Origin of the sequence: Streptomyces amakusaensis (assembly GCF_039532665.1) — a bacterium.
In the GTDB taxonomy this organism is placed as follows: domain Bacteria; phylum Actinomycetota; class Actinomycetes; order Streptomycetales; family Streptomycetaceae; genus Streptomyces; species Streptomyces amakusaensis.
Genome location: NZ_BAAASB010000004.1, coordinates 307037 through 324302, shown reverse-complemented (window position 1 = coordinate 324302; position 17266 = coordinate 307037). Strand labels below are relative to the sequence as shown.

Annotated in this window: 13 protein-coding genes; 5 read left to right on the top strand and 8 right to left on the bottom strand. The window is 71.4% G+C overall.

Going from position 1 to position 17266, the window contains the following annotated elements; all coding sequences use genetic code 11:
• Positions 1–239 precede the first annotated feature (239 nt).
• The 4 genes from ABD371_RS08935 to ABD371_RS08920 form a co-directional block, all read right to left on the bottom strand.
• Positions 240–908: a GNAT family N-acetyltransferase gene (locus ABD371_RS08935; RefSeq protein WP_344474640.1), complete on the bottom strand. Its 669-nt coding sequence runs from the start codon at positions 906–908 to the stop codon at positions 240–242.
• A 131-nt stretch (positions 909–1039) separates the two neighbouring features.
• Positions 1040–1774 carry a hypothetical protein gene (locus ABD371_RS08930; protein ID WP_344474638.1) on the bottom strand — a complete coding sequence of 245 codons (735 nt, stop codon included), beginning with the start codon at positions 1772–1774 and terminating at the stop codon, positions 1040–1042.
• Entirely contained in the window at positions 1765–5499 is a 3735-nt protein-coding gene (locus tag ABD371_RS08925) for a phage tail protein (protein WP_344474636.1), read from the bottom strand. The genes ABD371_RS08930 and ABD371_RS08925 overlap by 10 nt, the downstream gene beginning before the upstream one ends.
• Positions 5500–5659: 160 nt before the next feature.
• On the bottom strand, positions 5660–7675 hold the full coding sequence (locus ABD371_RS08920) for an amino acid transporter (RefSeq protein ID WP_344474634.1): 2016 nt from the start codon (positions 7673–7675) through the stop codon (positions 5660–5662).
• Between the two features lie 207 nt (positions 7676–7882).
• Between ABD371_RS08920 and ABD371_RS08915 the strand changes: the two genes are divergently transcribed.
• Genes ABD371_RS08915 through ABD371_RS08895 form a run of 5 tightly spaced genes read left to right on the top strand, consistent with a single transcriptional unit; the run spans position 7883 to position 12671 of the window.
• On the top strand, positions 7883–8050 hold the full coding sequence (locus ABD371_RS08915) for a hypothetical protein (protein WP_344474632.1): 168 nt from the start codon (positions 7883–7885) through the stop codon (positions 8048–8050).
• Positions 8047–8136, top strand: a complete 90-nt coding sequence (gene kdpF / locus ABD371_RS08910) for a K(+)-transporting ATPase subunit F (RefSeq protein WP_190123518.1) — start codon at positions 8047–8049, stop codon at positions 8134–8136. Before ABD371_RS08915 ends, kdpF begins: the two co-directional genes overlap by 4 nt.
• 7 nt (positions 8137–8143) lie before the next feature.
• The gene (gene kdpA, locus ABD371_RS08905) at positions 8144–9808 is read left to right on the top strand and encodes a potassium-transporting ATPase subunit KdpA (RefSeq protein WP_344474630.1); all 1665 of its coding nucleotides are present in this window, start codon (positions 8144–8146) and stop codon (positions 9806–9808) included.
• Positions 9805–11988, top strand: a complete 2184-nt coding sequence (kdpB, locus tag ABD371_RS08900) for a potassium-transporting ATPase subunit KdpB (RefSeq protein ID WP_344474628.1) — start codon at positions 9805–9807, stop codon at positions 11986–11988. The genes kdpA and kdpB overlap by 4 nt, the downstream gene beginning before the upstream one ends.
• Positions 11989–11993: 5 nt before the next feature.
• Positions 11994–12671, top strand: a complete 678-nt coding sequence (locus ABD371_RS08895) for a potassium-transporting ATPase subunit C (RefSeq protein WP_344474626.1) — start codon at positions 11994–11996, stop codon at positions 12669–12671.
• Between the two features lie 112 nt (positions 12672–12783).
• Here ABD371_RS08895 and ABD371_RS08890 read toward each other — a convergent pair whose 3' ends face one another.
• The 4 genes from ABD371_RS08890 to xylB all read right to left on the bottom strand — a co-directional run bounded on the left by ABD371_RS08890 (position 12784) and on the right by xylB (position 17225).
• Entirely contained in the window at positions 12784–13584 is an 801-nt protein-coding gene (locus ABD371_RS08890; protein WP_344474624.1) for an N-formylglutamate amidohydrolase, read from the bottom strand.
• A gap of 169 nt (positions 13585–13753) precedes the next feature.
• Positions 13754–15082, bottom strand: coding sequence for a cation:proton antiporter (locus tag ABD371_RS08885; protein ID WP_344474622.1), 1329 nt, complete (start codon positions 15080–15082; stop codon positions 13754–13756).
• Between the two features lie 2 nt (positions 15083–15084).
• Positions 15085–15555: a cation:proton antiporter regulatory subunit gene (locus tag ABD371_RS08880; protein WP_344474620.1), complete on the bottom strand. Its 471-nt coding sequence runs from the start codon at positions 15553–15555 to the stop codon at positions 15085–15087.
• 194 nt (positions 15556–15749) lie between these two features.
• Entirely contained in the window at positions 15750–17225 is a 1476-nt protein-coding gene (gene xylB, locus ABD371_RS08875; RefSeq protein WP_344474618.1) for a xylulokinase, read from the bottom strand.
• Positions 17226–17266 lie beyond the last annotated feature (41 nt).

Here is a 17266-nt window from a genome sequence, read left to right as displayed (position 1 = left end):
GTGTCCCTCTGCACCACCGACGCGGGCAGTCTCACCGCGTCCGAACTCGTCCAGCGCCTCCAGGCCGGCCCGGCGTTCGTTTCCAAGGCGATCGCGTTCCTCGAAAGCCAGGCCTCGTCCGCCAAACCCCGAACCGGCCTCGGGCGCTGCCGCCGAGCCGCGTTCGGACCGCGCACGGGCACCCGTCGGTGCGTGTCGGTGCGCGTCGGCGGCCGGACCCCGGGGCTCGCGAAGGCCGATCAGACGCCGACCGGGTCCGGGTCCCGTACCGCACTGGCCACCGGGGTCAGTACGTGCCATCCCGAGGTCTCGTACAGGGCCCGGCCCTCCGCCGTCGCGACCAGTACGCCTGTCGTGGCCCCCTGTTCGGCGGCGGCTTCGGTGAGAGTGCGCATGACCAGACGGCCGAGGCCGCGGCGCTGGTGGGCCGGGTCGGTCTCCACCTGGTCGGCCACGGCGGAGTCGCCGCTGACGGCGATCTGGCCGCGCGCGGCGTAGCCGCCGTCGGAGGTGCGCACCAGGGCGCGGGTGACACCCGCACGGGTCCAGGTGCGCAGCCGGTAGCCGCCGGGCGGTTCGGCCGGGGCGCGGGAGGGCGCGGCGGACAGCGGGGCGGTCATCAGGAAGTCGGGGCCGGCGGTGAGGGACCAGCCGGGGGCGAGCAGGGGGGCGAACGTCCCCGGTGGCATGCAGGCCTTCAGCCAGACGCCGGGACCGGCCGCGCTCTCGGTGATCTCACGGACGGCGGCTTCGTCGCCGGAGTGCACGACATGGCGCGCGACATGCCCGGGGAGGCCGACGTCAATGGTGAAGCCCCAGGGCCGGGAGGCCGGTTCGGCGGCGTTGCGTGAAGCGGCCCAGCCGTGGACCCATGCCTGTACCGCCTCGGCCGTACTGATGAAGGACAAAGCACCCCTCCGAAGTTAGTAATGGGCAAGCTTGAGTTAAGCCTATTACGTCAAGGAGTGGTGTCCAGCACCGTGCTCAGGCTCTCGCGACCTGCGGAATTCCTGCCCTTGGCACCCCCGGTGCCGTCCGTTCAGGCTTCCGGGAGCCGCAGCGTCAGGCCGGGGTCGAGGAATCGGCGTGCGTCGTCGGTCAGGTCCCGGGGGCGGTAGCCGTGTTGGTGCGCGAGTGCGGCGAGGGCGCAGATGTGGGGGTCGAAGCAGGGGTGGCAGTGGGGCTCGAAGAGGTCCCACTGCTCGTCCTCCAGGATCCAGAAGTCGACCAGGGTCTGGAGCGCCGCCTCGGTCCGCCCGTGTTCACGCAGGGGGATGCTCGCCAGCAGGCTCAGCCAGATCTCCTCCAGTTCGTCCGGATCCCCGTCGGTGTCCAGCGGGGCGCCGGGGCCCAGCGCCAGCTGCCAGACGACCGTGCGCGACGGCGGCTGAGGGCCGGGCGCCGGGGGGAACGCGCGGAGATGCTCCCAGTCCCCGCCGAGCACCGCGTAGGCGGCCGCTTCGAAGACGTCTCCGCGCAGGGCGGAACCCCAGGAGGTCAGCGAGGACCATTCACGCCAGGAGTCATGGGCCGCGCCCGCCGCGTAGAGATAGGAAGTGATCTCCAGGGAAAGGTCGTGCGCGGAGAACAGGGGATCATTGACACGGTCGGTCGACAGGGCCCCGGCGAGCCAGTTGACGCCCTCCAGCACCGGAGCCAGCGAGGCGTCGAACCGGTCCTCCGTGGCGGCGCGGCGGCGCGGCCCCGAAGGCGCGAGCAGCCCGGCGGCGTCATCGATGACCAGGGCCGCGTAGGCCCTCGGCGTCAGGACCATTCCTTCAGCCCTCCTTGGGGCTCGGCCTTGCCGCGCGCGTCCTGCTCGCCCTTCTCGGCCAGCTGCTGGACGGTCTCCGCGGCCGTGGCGTCGTGCTGGGCGACCAGATTCTTGCCCGGGATGACGCCGGAGAACGTCGCCTCCCCCTCATGGATGAGACGGGCCCTCAGCTTGATCTTATTGCCGGCCAGTTGCGAGATGTTGGCGGGATCCTGCTTCTGGATGTCCGCCACGCTGAAGAGATAGACGAAGAGCCGCCCGACGATGCCGTCGGAGCGCTTCTCATGGGCCTCGGCGAACTTCTCGCCCTTGGCGTAGCGGGCCGAATGGATGGCCTTCTTTGACGTGGAGATGAAGGGGACGTCCATCAGCTTCCCGCCGATCTTGGGATTCTTGACCTCCTGCGAGAATTTGTTGTACGAGTTGATGTACCGCTGGAGCAGGCCGAAGTATTCGCTCTCGAACTGCATCTTCAGCTTCCCCGGCCACCACTGCATGACCGATGTCGGGCTCTTCGTCTTCTCGATCATGGTGACGACGATCTGCGCCTTCTCCAGCAGCGTGCTCTCCGGCACATCGGATCCGTCGGGCTTCGTGCTTCCCGTCATCCTCATGGCGGCGGCGCTGAAGGTGGGCCTGCCCACGAGGTTCTGCTTGAGGATCTCCTGGTACGCCTTCGGATCCCAGGTGAGCTTGAAATGGATTCCCCGGTACGCCGCGAGCATGCCGGTGATCTTCGCCTCGGTCTTCGCCTCGGTGTCGGCCTTGTCCGAGGGGTTGATCCGGCCGTAGACCGCCCAGTTCTCCCCGTTCTCGAAGAGCCGGAGTTCGGCGAGTCCGTGCCGCACACGAACAACGGTCAGAAGAGGGCGGAGGATACGTCCGGCGACAGGCCGGCCGCGGTACTTGTTGACCGTGTCGACCGCAGCCTTGAGCGCCTTGGCGAGCTGCTCCTTCTTCTTCTCCGGGCTGTCCCCGGAGCGCCCGTCCTTCCCCTTCCCCTTCCCCTTGCCCTTTCCCGTCCCCCTGCTTCTGGTCCAGCGGGCCCACACCTTCTTCACCAGGCCGATGATCTTGTCGATGACCCAGTCCACCGCCTTGTTCACCGGCCGGGCCATGGCCTGGATGATCTGCTTGACCCTGGCCGCGATCCCGCCGAGTCCGAGCAGCGCGGCGAGGAAGCCGAGCAGGGTGGGGATGGAGCGGGCGAGGGCGCGTTCGACGAGTGAGGGGACTCCTCCGCTGCCCCCCTTGGCGATGGCGATGACCGCGTCGAGGACGGCGTTGACGAAGTCGATGATCTGGCGGGCCTGCGTGACGACGAAGGTGACGATGTCGATGATCAGCTTGACCGCGCGGACGAAGGCGGACGCGGGGTTGAGCAGGGAGAGGATCCAGGTGATCCCGGCGGTCACGATGGCGGGCGTCACATACCCGATGATGTTGTCGAGCAGGTTTCTGCGCAGGTCGCCCACGCGGGTCTTGAGGTCTTCCCACATACCGGCGACGCCCCGCTTGCGGACCTCGGCGACCAGGGGGACGGCGGTCTCGGCCACCGCCACCGCGCGCTCCGGCACCCGGCGGACGATACGGGCCCGGATGGCGGGCCAGGTCAGACCGAGGAGCGAGGCGAGCATGGTCAGCACGCCCCGGACGTCGAAGGCGGCCGGGATCTGGATGCCCGCCTCGGCCGCCCGGCCCAGCAGCCAGGACATGATGCCCTGCCGCAGATGAGTGCCGATGTTCTTCAGGAACTGCCGTAGCCCGGCGCCGACGGCGGAGACCAGATTGCGCAGGAAACCGATCGGGTCCGTCAGGATCATCATGACCGCCTGGGCGGCCTTGGCGAGGACCGCCAGCAACAGCCGCTTCAGCTCCAGGATGGTGTCGATGACGCCCTTCACCGCGTCGATCGCCTTGGCCACCAGCCCCTTGTTCTTCTCCCGCTCCGCGGCGATCTCGTCGTCGACGGCCTTGAGCGCCTCGGTGTACTTGGCGGCCAGGGTGTCGACCAGCTCGGTGCCCTTGTCGTCCACGGACTGGGAGAGTTCGGCGAACGCGTCGGAGAACTCGGCGGCGGCCTGTCTGCCGATCGACCGGAGGTCGGCGGGCAGCTTCCGCACCGCGTCCTGGATCTCGGCACGGCCCCGCGCGATCCGCAGCTTGGCCCGGTTCAGCTCCCCGGCGATCACGGTGGCGACATCGGCGATGACCTGCCGCATCCGGCGGAGATAGCCGTCCCTGGCCTGCTCGAAGATCTTGTCGGCCTCGGCGGGCAGCCCGGCGAACAGATCCCGCACCCAGCGCCACGCGCCGTCGAGGCCCGAGTACCGCCGGTCCTTGTACTCGTCCATCTTCCGCCGGTGCTCGGCGGTGAAGGCCTCCCGGGCCTCCTTCTCCCCCTGGGCGAACCGGTCGTCGACCAGCTTGTCGAGACCGCCCAGAATTCCTTCCACCTCCGTCTTCATCGTGTCGAAGACGCCTTGCAGCACCGCTGTGACCCGGGCCCGCTTCTCCTCGTCCCGCCCCTTGGCACCGGTCTTGCCGACATCGACCCGCTGCCCGGTCAGCGCCCGGCCGGCCCCCATCGCCCCCATCGCCGCGCCGCCGAGGCGTCCCGCCCGGTCCGTGGCGGCCCGCAGCTCCCCCGCCTCGTGCCCGCGCAGCCGGCCGGGAGCGGCGGCGGAGTGCTGCTCGGCGGCCTTCTTCCCGCTCAGGGCCTTGGTGAAGGCGGGCTCATGGGCGCGGCGCAGCTGGGTCTCCGTCACCTTCGCGTCCGCCATGTGCCGGTCTACCCGCTCGGGCCCCGCCGACATGTCGGTGGCGGAGGCGGGCAGCCGGTCCGGGACCGCGTTCCTCGCGTCGGGCGCCCCCGGCGCTCCGGGCGGGCGGTCGGCCGCCAGCGGGACCACGGTCTTCGGCACCGCCGCCGAGGTGTCGGGCGCGGCGGCGGTGGTGGTGGCGATCTGCTCGGCGGACTCCGTCTTTCCCGCGCCGACCTGGCCCTGCACCTCGGCGCGCACCTCTTCGGCCTTGCCGGAGCCGGCGAACTTGTCGGCCTCGTCGAGGTTCTTCGGCGCTCTGTCGGCGATCGCCTTCTCGACCGCTCTGATGAACGCGGCCTTGTCGAACTCGCCCGGCCGGGCCTCGTTCATCCTCTCCGCGTTGGCGGTCTTGCCCTGCGCCTCGGCGTCGTCCTTGGGCGGCAGGGCCGCCGCCGAAGCCGCCGCGGCCTCGGTGTGCGCGGGCCGGTGGGAAGTCGCCACCGAGCGCTTCTTGCGGTGGACCTCCTTCTTCAGCGCGCCGAACTTCGGATCGGACTCGGGCCCCCGCCGACGGCCCCCCGCCCCGGCGGCCCCGGCGGTCTCGGCCGCGCCAGCCCGCGCCGGGGCGTCCGCCGCTCCGGCAGCGGAGGCCGCGCCGGCCGTGGCGTCCGCGGCGGCCCGTGCCGGGGCGGCGGGCTTGGCGGCGGTGCCGGACCTCGCCGCCGCGACCGCCCCGTTGCCGACCGTGTTCTGCGCGGGGAGCGAGGACCGCCCCGCCGGCGGCGCGGCGGCCTGCCCCGCCCCGGTCCCGCCCGCCAGCGCCGCCGCCGTCGCGGCGGCGTTGGACAGGGGGAAACGCGGCCGGGGCGCGGGCGTTCGTACCCCCGCACGGTTCCCGGGTACGGCGGGGAGCGTGGCCGCGGCCCCCGGCCGCGGCGCGTGTGTCTTCGGCGGTGCCATCGAGAACTGCCTCCCCGCGCTTTCCCCGCCGGCCGGTGGTGAGGTGGTTCATGACCGGCGGGCACTCCCCGAGCCACGGTGGCAGTGCGGCCGTGGCGGGGCCGTCACCGCGACGACACCGACGGGTCGCCGCCCGGCTCCGGCCCCGCCGGGCGGGCGCTCACCCCACATGGATCCTGGGCCGCCGGGCGGGATCCGGCTCCGCTCGGCGCAGCACCTCGCGGGTGACGGGTGCGGTCTCGCCCTGGCCGAGGAAGAGGAAGCTGAGCAGATGGGCGACCGGCGACCCCTCCGTCCAGGTGAAGTACGCGTGCGGGACCCGGCCCGTGCGCTCCCGGATCGCGAGCAGGACGGCCGCGATCGTGTTGGGCACGGTCGCGCCCTCCACCCGCAGTCTGCGCACCCCGTACTTCTCGTCGCCGCGCACCAGCAGATCCGCCGTGAAGTCGGACGAGTCCCGTACGAACGCCTCCAGGAAGAGCACCGGCCGCCCACCCGGGATATGGGTCTCCTGGCGCTGGCTGTACTCCTTGACGCGGTACTCCGCCGTGCTGTGCTCCGACGGCTCGTTGGCGATGATCCGCAGCGGGCCCGAGGCGACCATGTGGTCGATGTAGTGGGCCGCCGTCTCGTCGAAGACGACTTCCGCCGCGCGCAGTTCGAACGCGCGGTGCACCCGTGAGGCGAAGGAGGTCAGCAGGATGGCGACGATGAACAGCGACGCGATCTTGATGCCGTCCGGGCGTTCGACGACATTGGCGACGGTGGTGTAGAGGAAGACCACCGTGATCACGCAGAACCCGGCGGCGGCCCGCCGATGGCCCCGGCGGCGGGCCGCGACCGTGGAGGCGAAGGCCGCCGAGAGCATCAGGACCAGTACCCCGGTGGCGTACGCGCCGCTCTGCTTGTCCACGTTCGCGTCGAAGTAGAGGGTGATGCCCACCGCGATCGTCACGAACACCAGCACCAGCGGGCGTACCGCCCTCGTCCACTCGGGGGCCATGCCGTACCGGGGCAGGAATCTGGGGACCAGGTTGAGCAGACCGGCGAGGGCCGAGGCCCCCGCGAACCACAGGATGCAGATGGTGGAGATGTCGTACGCGGTGCCGAAGACCTCGCCGAGGTAGAGGTGGGCCAGATAGGCGAGCGCCCGCCCGTTCGCCGGGCCGCCCGCCCTGAAGTCGTCCTGGGGGATCAGCAGGGTCGTCGCGAGGCTGGAGAGCAGCAGGAAGCAGCTCATGATCAGCGCGGCGGTGGTGAGCAGCTTGCGGGTGTCGCGGATCCGGCCGGCGGGGTTCTCGTACGTGTCCGAGGCGTCCCCCCGGATCTGCGGCATCACCGCGACGCCGGTCTCGAAGCCGGACATGCCGAGCGCCAGCTTCGGGAAGACGAGCAGCGCCACCCCGACCATCACCCAGGGGGAGGAGTGCTCGGCGGTCATGGCGTCCCACCAGTTCGGGACCAGCACCGGTTCGGAGACGACCTGCCAGGCGGCGGCGGCCAGCACCACCACATTGAGGGAGAGATAGACGGCCACCAGGGCCACGGCGATGCCGATCGCCTCCCGGAAGCCCTTGAGGAAGACCGCGCCGAGCAGTCCGAGCAGGACCAGGGTGATCCAGAGGTTGCCGCCGTGCAGCCATGCGGGGGCGAAGGGGTTCTCCACCACATGCGCGGAGGCGTCGGCGGCCGAAAGGGTGATGGTGATGATGAAGTCGGTCGCGGCGAAGCCCAGCAGGATCAGCACCAGCAGCTTCCCCGACCACCAGGTCAGCAGCCGCTCCAGCATGGCGATCGAGCCCTCGCCGTGCGGTGACTCCCTGGCCACCCGGCGGTAGACGGGCAGCGCTCCCAGCAGGGTCAGGGCCAGCAGGACCAGGGTCGCCAGCGGGGAGAGCAGCCCGGCCGCGAGTGCCGCGATGCCGGGCTGGTAGCCGAGGGTGGAGAAGTAGTCCACGCCGGTCAGACACATGACCCGCCACCAGCGGTGGCCCTTGTGCTCGGCGGGCGGGGTGCCGTGCGGCCCGGGATGGCGGGCCGAGGTCTCGCTCAGGCCGTCCAGCAGCCAGGCACGGCAGCGCCGGGCCGCACCCCCGGGGCCGCCGGGCCCCGATTCGGGGCCGGGCCCCGGGCCCGGCCCCGGGGCGGGCCCGGGGCCGGTCCGTCTGCCGGTCATGAGCGCGCACTCTCCCTGTCCCCGCCCGGACGTCGCCCGGACGGATTCTCGCTCCGGGCCCCCGGTGGGCGGTTCTTGGCCATCCTCACCCGGGCGCTCATCCCCGGCAGCCCGTACAGGTTGCGTCAAGAGCGCGGCCGGTGCCGTAAGGGACGCATCAACGGGGGCCGTGCGGCCGTCCGCAAAGGGTTTCCTCGAACAGTCAGATTGTCCGAGCAGGTCGGTATCCGGCGGATCCGTCCGTCTGTACGTTTCCGGCCGGCCGAATCCTCATCCATTCAGGAGTTCGCGATGGCCGATGTGGCCTTCGTTTTGATCACGATCGCGGTTTTCGCGTTGGTGGCTGTTGTGGCCAGGGGGGTGGCGAAGCTGTGACTGCCGAAAATGTGGTCGGTCTGATCGTGGCTGTCGCCCTGCTGGGCTATCTCGTCCTCGCTCTTGTGTACCCGGAGAGGTTCTAGCCCGGATATGAGTCCTGTTCTTGCCGGTGTGCTTCAGCTGCTGGCTCTGATGGCGGCGCTCGGCCTGGTGTACCGCCCCCTGGGCGACTACATGGCGCGTGTCTACTCCTCCGACCGGCATTGGCGGGTGGAGAAGTGGATCTACAAGGCGGTGGGTGCGAACCCTGACACGGGTATGCGGTGGCCCGCGTATCTGCGGGGGGTGCTGGCGTTCTCCGCGATCGGTGTCCTCTTCCTCTATCTGCTGCAGCGGGCCCAGGGGTCGCTGCCCGGTTCCCTGGGTTTCCAGTCGATCGATCCGGACCAGGCGTTCAACACGGCGGCGTCTTTCGTGGCGAACACGAACTGGCAGTCGTACTACGGCGAACAGGCCATGGGCCATGTCGTGCAGACCGGCGGACTGGCCGTGCAGAACTTCGTCTCCGCCGCGGTGGGCATATCGGTCGCGGTGGCCCTGGTACGCGGTTTCGCCCGGTCACGCACGGGTGAGCTGGGGAACTTCTGGGCCGATCTGGTCCGCGGCACGGTACGGATCCTGATCCCGATCTCCGCGATCGCGGCGGTGCTGCTGGTGGCCTGCGGGGCCATCCAGAACTTCGCCGGGATCCACGGAGTGGGGCAGTTCTCCGGCGGTGTCCAGGAGTGGAACGGCGGCGCGGTCGCCTCGCAGGAGGCGATCAAGGAGCTGGGCACGAACGGCGGCGGTTATTTCAACGCGAACTCCGCCCACCCCTTCGAGAACCCGAACGGACTCTCCAATCTGCTGGAGGTGTTCCTGATCCTGGTGATTCCCTTCTCGCTGACGCGGACATTCGGCCGGATGGTGGGAAGCGTCCGGCAGGGATACGCGATCCTCACCGCGATGGTGACGATCTGGGTCGGTTTCACCGCGCTGATGATGTGGACGGAGTTCGCCCACCCGGGTCCGGCGTTCCAGTCGGCCGGCGGTGCGATGGAGGGCAAGGAGACCCGGTTCGGAATCGCGGGTTCGGCCATCTTCGCGGTGGCGACGACCCTGACGTCCACGGGCGCGGTGAACAGCTTCCACTCCTCGTACACCGGTTTCGGCGGCGGTATCACCATGCTCGGCATGCAGCTGGGCGAGATCGCGCCGGGCGGAGTCGGATCGGGGCTCTACGGAATGCTCGTGATGGCCGTGATCGCGGTCTTCATCGCGGGACTGATGGTGGGCCGCACACCGGAATACCTCGGAAAGAAGATCGGCACGCGGGAGATCAAGTTCGCGGCGCTCTACATTCTGGTGACGCCGGCCCTGGTCCTCTGCTTCACGGCGGCGGCGATGGCGCTGCCCACCCCGGGCAATTCGATGACGAATTCCGGCGCGCACGGCTTCTCGGAGATTCTGTACGCCTACACCTCGGGCGCGAACAACAACGGTTCGGCCTTCGCGGGGCTGAACGCGGACACACAGTGGTTCAACACGACGATCGGTCTGGCGATGCTCCTCGGCCGGTTCCTGCCGATGGTGTTCGTCCTCGCGCTGGCGGGCTCGCTCGCGGAACAGAACCCCGTACCCGAGACCTCCGGAACGCTCCGCACGGAGAAGCCGCTCTTCAGCGGTCTCCTCGTCGGCACGATCCTCATCATCACCGGTCTCACCTACTTCCCGGCCCTGGCGCTGGGACCGCTCGCCGAAGGGCTCGCGTCATGAGCAGCGACACACAGAACTCCGGGGTGACCGGTTCCGGAACCACCCGGACCGCGGAATCCGGCCAGACCGTCATAGCCGCGCGGAGACCGGGATCCGGACAGCCGTCCGGCCCGGCCCCCCAGCCGGACCCGTCCGGTCCGGGCCGGGTCGCGGGAGGTGTGTTCGACCCGGGGCAGCTGCTGAAGTCGTTCCCGGAGGCGGTGCGCAAGCTCGACCCCCGGGTGATGGTGAAGTCGCCGGTCATGTTCGTGGTGCTGATCGGATCGGTCGTCACGACGGGCCTGGCGATCAGCGATCCGGGGAATGTCTTCGGCTGGGCGATCACCCTCTGGCTCTGGCTGACCACGATCTTCGCCAATCTCGCGGAGGCGGTCGCCGAGGGCCGGGGCAAGGCCCAGGCCGACACCCTGCGCAGGGCGAAGACGGACACGGTCGCCCGCCGGCTGGCGGACGGCGTGGAAGAAGCGGTTCCGGGTACCGGTCTCGGCATCGGGGACCTGGTGGTCTGCGAGGCCGGCGACATCATCCCCGGCGACGGAGACGTCGTGGAGGGAGTGGCCTCGGTCGACGAGTCCGCCATCACGGGCGAGTCGGCACCGGTGATCCGCGAGTCCGGCGGGGACCGCAGCGCGGTCACCGGCGGTACGAAGGTCCTCTCCGACCGGATCGTCGTGAAGATCACCACCCGGCCGGGCGAGACCTTCATCGACCGGATGATCAGCCTGGTGGAGGGCGCTTCCCGGCAGAAGACCCCCAACGAGATCGCCCTCAACATCCTCCTGGCCTCGCTGACGGTGGTGTTCCTGCTGGCGGTGGTCACACTGCGGCCGTTCGCCGTCTACGCCGGGGCCGGGGAGGAGACGTCGCTGATCGTGCTGACCGCCCTCCTGGTCTGCCTCATCCCCACCACGATCGGCGCGCTGCTGTCGGCGATCGGGATCGCGGGCATGGACCGCCTCGTCCAGCGCAATGTGCTGGCGATGTCGGGCCGTGCCGTGGAGGCGGCGGGCGACGTGTCCACGCTGCTGCTGGACAAGACCGGCACGATCACCCTGGGCAACCGTCAGGCCTCGGAGTTCGTCACCGTCGACGGAGTCCGGGAGAGCGAACTCGCCGAGGCGGCGCAGCTCTCCTCGCTCGCCGACGAGACCCCGGAGGGCCGCTCGATCACCGCCCTCGCCACCGGGAAGTACGAGGTTCCGGAGCGGCGCCAGGAGGATCTGGCGGACGCCGAGTGGATCATGTTCACCGCCCAGACCCGGATGTCCGGGGTCGACACCGGCGGGCGCGGCGTCCGCAAGGGGGCGACGGCGTCGGTGGTGTCCTGGGTGCGGGAGCACGGCGGAACCGTCTCGGACGAGACCGACCGCGCCGCCGACCGGATCGCCGGCGCGGGCGGCACCCCCCTCCTGGTCGCCGTCCGCGACGCGGACGGGGCCCGGGTCCTGGGCGTCATCCACCTCAAGGACGTCGTCAAGGACGGCATGCGGGAACGATTCACCGAACTGCGGCGCATGGGCATCCGCACCGTGATGATCACCGGCGACAATCCGCTGACCGCGAAGGCGATCGCCGAGGAGGCCGGCGTCGACGACTTCCTCGCCGAGGCCACCCCCGAGGACAAGATGGCCCTCATCAAGCGGGAGCAGGCCGGCGGCAAGCTCGTCGCGATGACCGGGGACGGCACCAACGACGCCCCGGCGCTCGCCCAGGCCGACGTCGGCGTGGCGATGAACACGGGCACCTCGGCCGCCAAAGAGGCCGGGAACATGGTCGACCTCGACTCCGACCCGACCAAGCTCATCGAGATCGTGGAGATCGGCAAGCAGCTCCTCATCACCCGGGGCGCGCTCACCACGTTCTCCATCGCCAACGACGTGGCGAAGTACTTCGCGATCATCCCGGCGATGTTCGCCGCCGCCTACCCGGGCCTGGACAAGCTGAACATCATGCAGCTGTCCTCGCCCGACTCGGCGATCCTCTCCGCCGTCATCTTCAACGCGCTCGTCATCGTGGCGCTGGTCCCCCTCGCCCTCAAGGGAGTGCGGTACCGGCCGTCCGGCGCGGACGCCATGCTGCGGCGCAATCTCACCGTCTACGGACTGGGCGGGCTGATCGCCCCGTTCATCGGCATCAAGATCATCGACCTGATCATCTCCCACCTCCCTGGCATCGGGTGACCTCCATGAACACCTCCGTACGCAATACCGGACGTCTCCTGACCGCCGCGCTCCGCGCCCTGCTGGTGCTGACCGTGGTCTGCGGGATCCTCTATCCCCTCACCGTGACCGGGGCGGCGCAGCTCCTCTTCCCGGGCAGGGCCAACGGCTCCGAGGTGAAGACCGACGACGGCAAGGTGGTCGGGTCCTCCCTCATCGGGCAGTCCTATCTGCTGCCGAAGAAGGACCCCGACGACCCCGACGAGGCGGCCAGGCCCGACCTCCGCTGGTTCCAGCCCCGGCCCTCCAACGGGCTCGGAACCAACTCGGTCAACACCCAGTACTCGCTGATCCTGTCCGGCGCGACCAACCGCTCGGGCGACAACGAGGATCTGATCCAGTGGGTGAAGGACGCGAAGGAGGCCGTCGTCCGGGACAACTCCGTCCCCGGCCACGAGGTCCGGCCCGCCGACGTCCCGGCCGACGCCGTCACCTCCTCCGGCTCCGGCCTCGACCCCCACATCTCCCCGGAGTACGCGAAGCTCCAGATCCACCGCGTCGCCGAACGCCACAACCTCGGCGTCGAACGGGTCGAGAAGCTCGTGGCCGACCACACCGACAGCCGGATCCTCGGCTTCATCGGGGAACCCCGGGTCAATGTCCTCCAGCTCAACATCGCCCTCAAGAAGCTGACCGGGGTGTAGCCCGGCGGCACGGGCCCCTTCCACCGATGCGCACCGGTGGAAGGGGCCCGCGCCGTGGTCCCCGGGATCCCGGGCACGGCCGGGCGGCACGGCAAGATCCGTCAGACAGGCCCTAACCCTCACCGAGCGCGTCGACCAGCGCCGCCAGCGCCCGCGCGAGGGACTCCAGCCCCGGGCCTGCCGGTCCGCCGGGCTCCCGCATATAGGTGTCGCGGCGGATCTCGATCATCAGAGCGCTCACCCGGCGGTCCGCGCCGTAGAACTCCAGGGGCACATACGTACCCGCGAAGGGGGAGTCGGTCCCCGTCCCGCCGAACCCCGCGAACGCCTCCCCGGCGAGGGCGAGCAGCTCCGGCGGGGTGTGGAAGGCGTCGGTGCCCAGGCAGACGGGCGGACGGGGGCCCTCGCCGTGCAGTTCGTACGGGAGCCGGGCGGTCGGGTACGAGTGGACGTCGACGACGATCGCGCGCCCGGTCGCCGCCAGCCGGCCGGCCACCGCCGCCGTCATGGCCCGGGCGTACGGGGTGAAGTAACGGTCGATCAGCGGCTCGGGGTCCGTCCCCGGGGGCCGCAGCGGCTCGCCGTGCGTGGTGCGGGTGTACACCGCGCCCATGCCGGCCGAGAGCATCTCCTCGCGCTCGTCGGGGAACCGCTCGGGGTCCACGACCAGCCGCGAGAGCCCGTTGACGAACCGCCAGGGGGTGACGGCGCAGTGGCGCGCCGCGGCGGCGGCCAGCTCCGCCGTGTGCGCGTCGGTGATGTGGTCCAGCTCCTCGCCGAGCGCCCGGTCGTCGAGCGCGATCCCGGCGCGCACCGGCGCGGGAATCCTTCGGGAGGAGTGGGGGACATGCAGGATCACCGGCGAATTCGCGGAGCCGGGGAGCAGCCGGAAGGGTGTGGACTCATCGGTCATGGGGTGTTCTCCGGGCTCGCGGTCGAAGGCCTGCCTCTGTCGAGCGGGTAACTCCGCCGCGCGCCGGGCGGTTCCCCGTGCCCGGCGGCCCCACGGCGAAGCCCCCGCCCGCTCCCGGAAGGAGGCGGACGGGGCTTCACCGTGCGTACGGCTTCACCGAGCGTACGGTTCAGTCCTTCTTCCCCGGTTCGCCCTCGGCGGGCTCGGGCGCGGGCGGAACCGTCACCGCGGGCAGAGTCGCCGGGGCGTCGACGGCGGTGCTCACGGGCAGGTCCGCGGACGGGTCCGCGGGCAGGTCCGCGGCGGTGCTCGCGGACGCCGGAGCGGCGGTCTCCTTCTTCCGGGAGCGGGACTCGCCCAGGCGCGTCAGCAGCGGCTCGGTCCAGCGCGCCGCCAGCGGCCCCACGATCACCAGGATCAGGACGTACGCCGTGGCGATCGGGCCGATCCTCGGCTCCGTGGCGACGGCCAGCCCCGCGATCACGATCGAGAACTCGCCGCGCGCCACCAGCGCGCCGCCCGCCCGCAGCCTGCCGCGCGGGCCGATGCCCGCGCGCCGGGCCGCGTACCAGCCGGTGAGGATCTTGGTGCCGGCGGTGACCACGGCGAGCAGCAGCGCGGGCAGGATCACCGGCGGGATCTCGGTGGGGTCGGTCGACAGACCGAAGAACACGAAGAACACGGCGGCGAAGAGGTCCCGCAGCGGGGTGAGCAGCTTGCGCGCGCCCTCGGCGACCTCGCCCGACAGGGCGATGCCGACCAGGAACGCGCCGACCGCGGCGGAGACCTGGAGCTCCTGGGCGATGCCCGCGACCAGCAGGGTCAGTCCGAGGACCACCAGCAGCAGCATCTCCGGGTTGTCGGAGGAGACCGCGCGGCTGATCAGCCGGCCGTGCCGCAGCGCCAGATAGAGGACGACGCCGACCGCGCCGAGCGCGATCAGCAGGGTGACGCTGCCGCCCGCCAGGCCGACGCCCGCGAGGAGCGCGGTGAGCAGCGGCAGGTACACCGCCATCGCCAGGTCTTCCATCACGAGGATGCCGAGGACCACGGGGGTCTCCCGGTTGCCCAGCCGTCCCAGATCGGTGAGGACCTTGGCGATGACGCCGGAGGAGGAGATCCAGGTGACGCCGGCCAGTGCGACCGCGGCCACCGGACCCCAGCCGAGCAGCAGGGCCGCCGCCGCGCCGGGCAGCGCGTTGAGCGCGAAGTCCACCGCGCCCGAGGGGTACTGCGTCTTGAGGCTGCCGACCAGCTCGGAGGCGCTGTACTCCAGACCGAGCAGAAGCAGCAGCAGAATGACGCCGATCTCCGCGCCGACGGCGACGAAGTCCTCGCTCGCGCTCATCGGCAGCAGTCCGCCGGTGCCGAACGCGAGCCCGGCGAGGAGGTAGAGCGGGATGGGGGAGAGGCCGATGCGTCCGGCGAACCGGCCTATCAGCCCCAGGCAGAGGATGATCGCCCCGAGTTCGATGAGCAGGGCGGTGGTCTCGTGCACGATCAGCCTCCGGCGATGATCTCGGCGAGCGCGTCCACGCCCTCGCGGGTGCCGACCGCCACCAGGGTGTCCCCGATGGCGAACCGGAACTCCGGTCCCGGCGAGGGGTGTGCGCTCGTCCGGCGCAGCACGGCGACGACCGACGCGCCGGTGCGGCTGCGCGCGCGGGTGTCGGCGAGCAGCCGGCCGGCGTACGGGGAGCGGGAGCCGACCGGGATGTGCTCGGTGACGAGGTCGATCCCGTCGGTGCGCACGGCGTCGATGGGGGCCGGGTCGATCAGATGGGCCAGCGCGGTCGCCTCGTCGGACGAGAGCGGTACGGCCAGTTGGCAGGCGTCGGGGTCGTCGGACGCGTAGAAGCCGAGGAAACGTCTGCCGTCGTGGTGGACGACCACCGAGATGTGGCGGCCCTCCTCGGTGGTGAAGTCGTACTGCGTACCGACTCCCGGCAGTGAGGTGCGACGGGTGCCCATGCTCGCCTCCCGAGGCGTGGGTCGTCCTCTCACCGTGGGCGGGTGAGCGGTGGGTGGGGTTGATGTGTATCGGCCATTCTACGGATGTCGATCAGGCCAGGTCGTCGGCGGGTCGGCGGTGCGGGCCGGTCCGGACGCCCCGTACTCGACTACCCCGGCCGTCACTTCCGTACCCGGCCCCGGGTGACACGGTCTCAGGAGAGGAGGGAGCCGCCCGCCCGGTCCAGCACCCGGACGACCCGCTCCCAGGTGGGAATGTCCCGTTCTGTCGCGGGCAGTTCGGTGCCCTCGCCGGCTCCCCAGCCGATCGCCAGCGCGACCGGGTCCTCGCCCGTCGCCGCGCCCGCCGCGAGCGCCGCCGCGCCGGTGGCGACCGGTTCCCGACGGTGAGGGAGGATCAGCGGGCGGCCGGAGAGGCGGCGCACGGTCTCCACCCAGTGGCGGCCTGCGGCCCCGCCGCCGATCAGCCGCAGCGGGACATCGGCGGCCCCGGGCCCGGCGGGGTCCTGGCCGCAGGCGCGCGACACCTCGTCCAGGGCGCGCAGCACGGTGACGACCGCGCCCTCGTAGGCGGCTCCCAGCAGCTGTTCGCGGCTGGTGGTGTGGCGCAGCCCGGTGAGGAGCCCGGAGGCGGCGGGCAGATCGGGGGTGCGCTCCCCGTCGAGGTAGGGGAGCAGGACCACTTCGCCGCCGGGCTCGGCCGCCTCGCGGTCCAGGCCGAGGAGGGCGGCCACCTTGTCGACGGCGAGCGTGCAGTTGAGGGTGCAGCCGAGCGGGAGGAAGGTGCCGTCGGTCGCGGCGAATCCGGAGAGCGCGGGGGAGACGGGCCGGGCGCGGGTGGCCGCGTACACCGTCCCCGAAGTGCCCAGACTGAGCACCGGACGGCCGAGGAGCCCCGCGCCGCCGAGGCCCAGACCGACCGCCGCGGCCATGTTGTCGCCGGTGCCGGCCGCGACGGCGATGCCCGGCACCAGCCCCAGCGCGGCGGCGGCGGACGCGGTGAGCGGGCCCACCGGGGTCGCCCCGGTGGGGGCGACCCCGGGCAACAGCGCCGGATCCAGGCCGATGTGCTCCAGGGTGCGGCGGTCGTACGCGCCGGTCCCGGTCGCGTACCAGCCGGTGCCCGACGCGTCGCCGGGGTCGGTGGCCGCGGTGCCGGTGAGCCGCTCGGTGAGGAAGTCGTGGGGCAGGCGCACGGCACCGGCCGCGTCGGCGGTGCGCGGCTCGTGCTCGCGCAGCCACTGCCACTTGGCGGCCGTGACGGCGGCGACCGGCACCGATCCGGTACGGGCGGCCCAGCCGGCCGGGCCGCCGAGCACCCGGGCGAGGGCGGCGGCCTGCGGGGCGGAGCGGGTGTCGTTCCACAGCACCGCAGGCCGCAGCGGACGCCCGGACCGGTCCAGCACCACCAGCCCGTGCTGCTGGCCGGCGACCGCGACGCCGGTCACGGCGGCGGCCGGGACACCGGCCCCGGCGAACCCCTCGGCGACCGCCTCGCACAGCGCCCGCCACCACCCCTCGGGGTCGCTCTCACGGGCCCCCGCCTCCCCGGTCACCCGGTGCCGCGCCCGCCCGGTGGCGAGGATCCGGCCGGTGGCCGCCTCGACGAACACCGCCTTGGCGGACTGGGTCGAACTGTCCACGCCGATGACGACCTCGGGTGCCGGCATTCTGTCGCCTCCGTCTTTTTTGGCCGTGGTCCAAACAAAAT

Coding starts and splice junctions, on each gene's coding strand:
- kdpB (WP_344474628.1), top strand. CDS start 9,805: ATGAGCAGCGACACACAGAACTCCGGGGTGACCGGTTCCGGAACCACC.
- xylB (WP_344474618.1), bottom strand. CDS start 17,225: ATGCCGGCACCCGAGGTCGTCATCGGCGTGGACAGTTCGACCCAGTCC.
- ABD371_RS08895 (WP_344474626.1), top strand. CDS start 11,994: ATGAACACCTCCGTACGCAATACCGGACGTCTCCTGACCGCCGCGCTC.
- ABD371_RS08890 (WP_344474624.1), bottom strand. CDS start 13,584: ATGACCGATGAGTCCACACCCTTCCGGCTGCTCCCCGGCTCCGCGAAT.
- ABD371_RS08880 (WP_344474620.1), bottom strand. CDS start 15,555: ATGGGCACCCGTCGCACCTCACTGCCGGGAGTCGGTACGCAGTACGAC.
- ABD371_RS08930 (WP_344474638.1), bottom strand. CDS start 1,774: ATGGTCCTGACGCCGAGGGCCTACGCGGCCCTGGTCATCGATGACGCC.
- ABD371_RS08920 (WP_344474634.1), bottom strand. CDS start 7,675: ATGACCGGCAGACGGACCGGCCCCGGGCCCGCCCCGGGGCCGGGCCCG.
- kdpA (WP_344474630.1), top strand. CDS start 8,144: ATGAGTCCTGTTCTTGCCGGTGTGCTTCAGCTGCTGGCTCTGATGGCG.
- ABD371_RS08925 (WP_344474636.1), bottom strand. CDS start 5,499: ATGGCACCGCCGAAGACACACGCGCCGCGGCCGGGGGCCGCGGCCACG.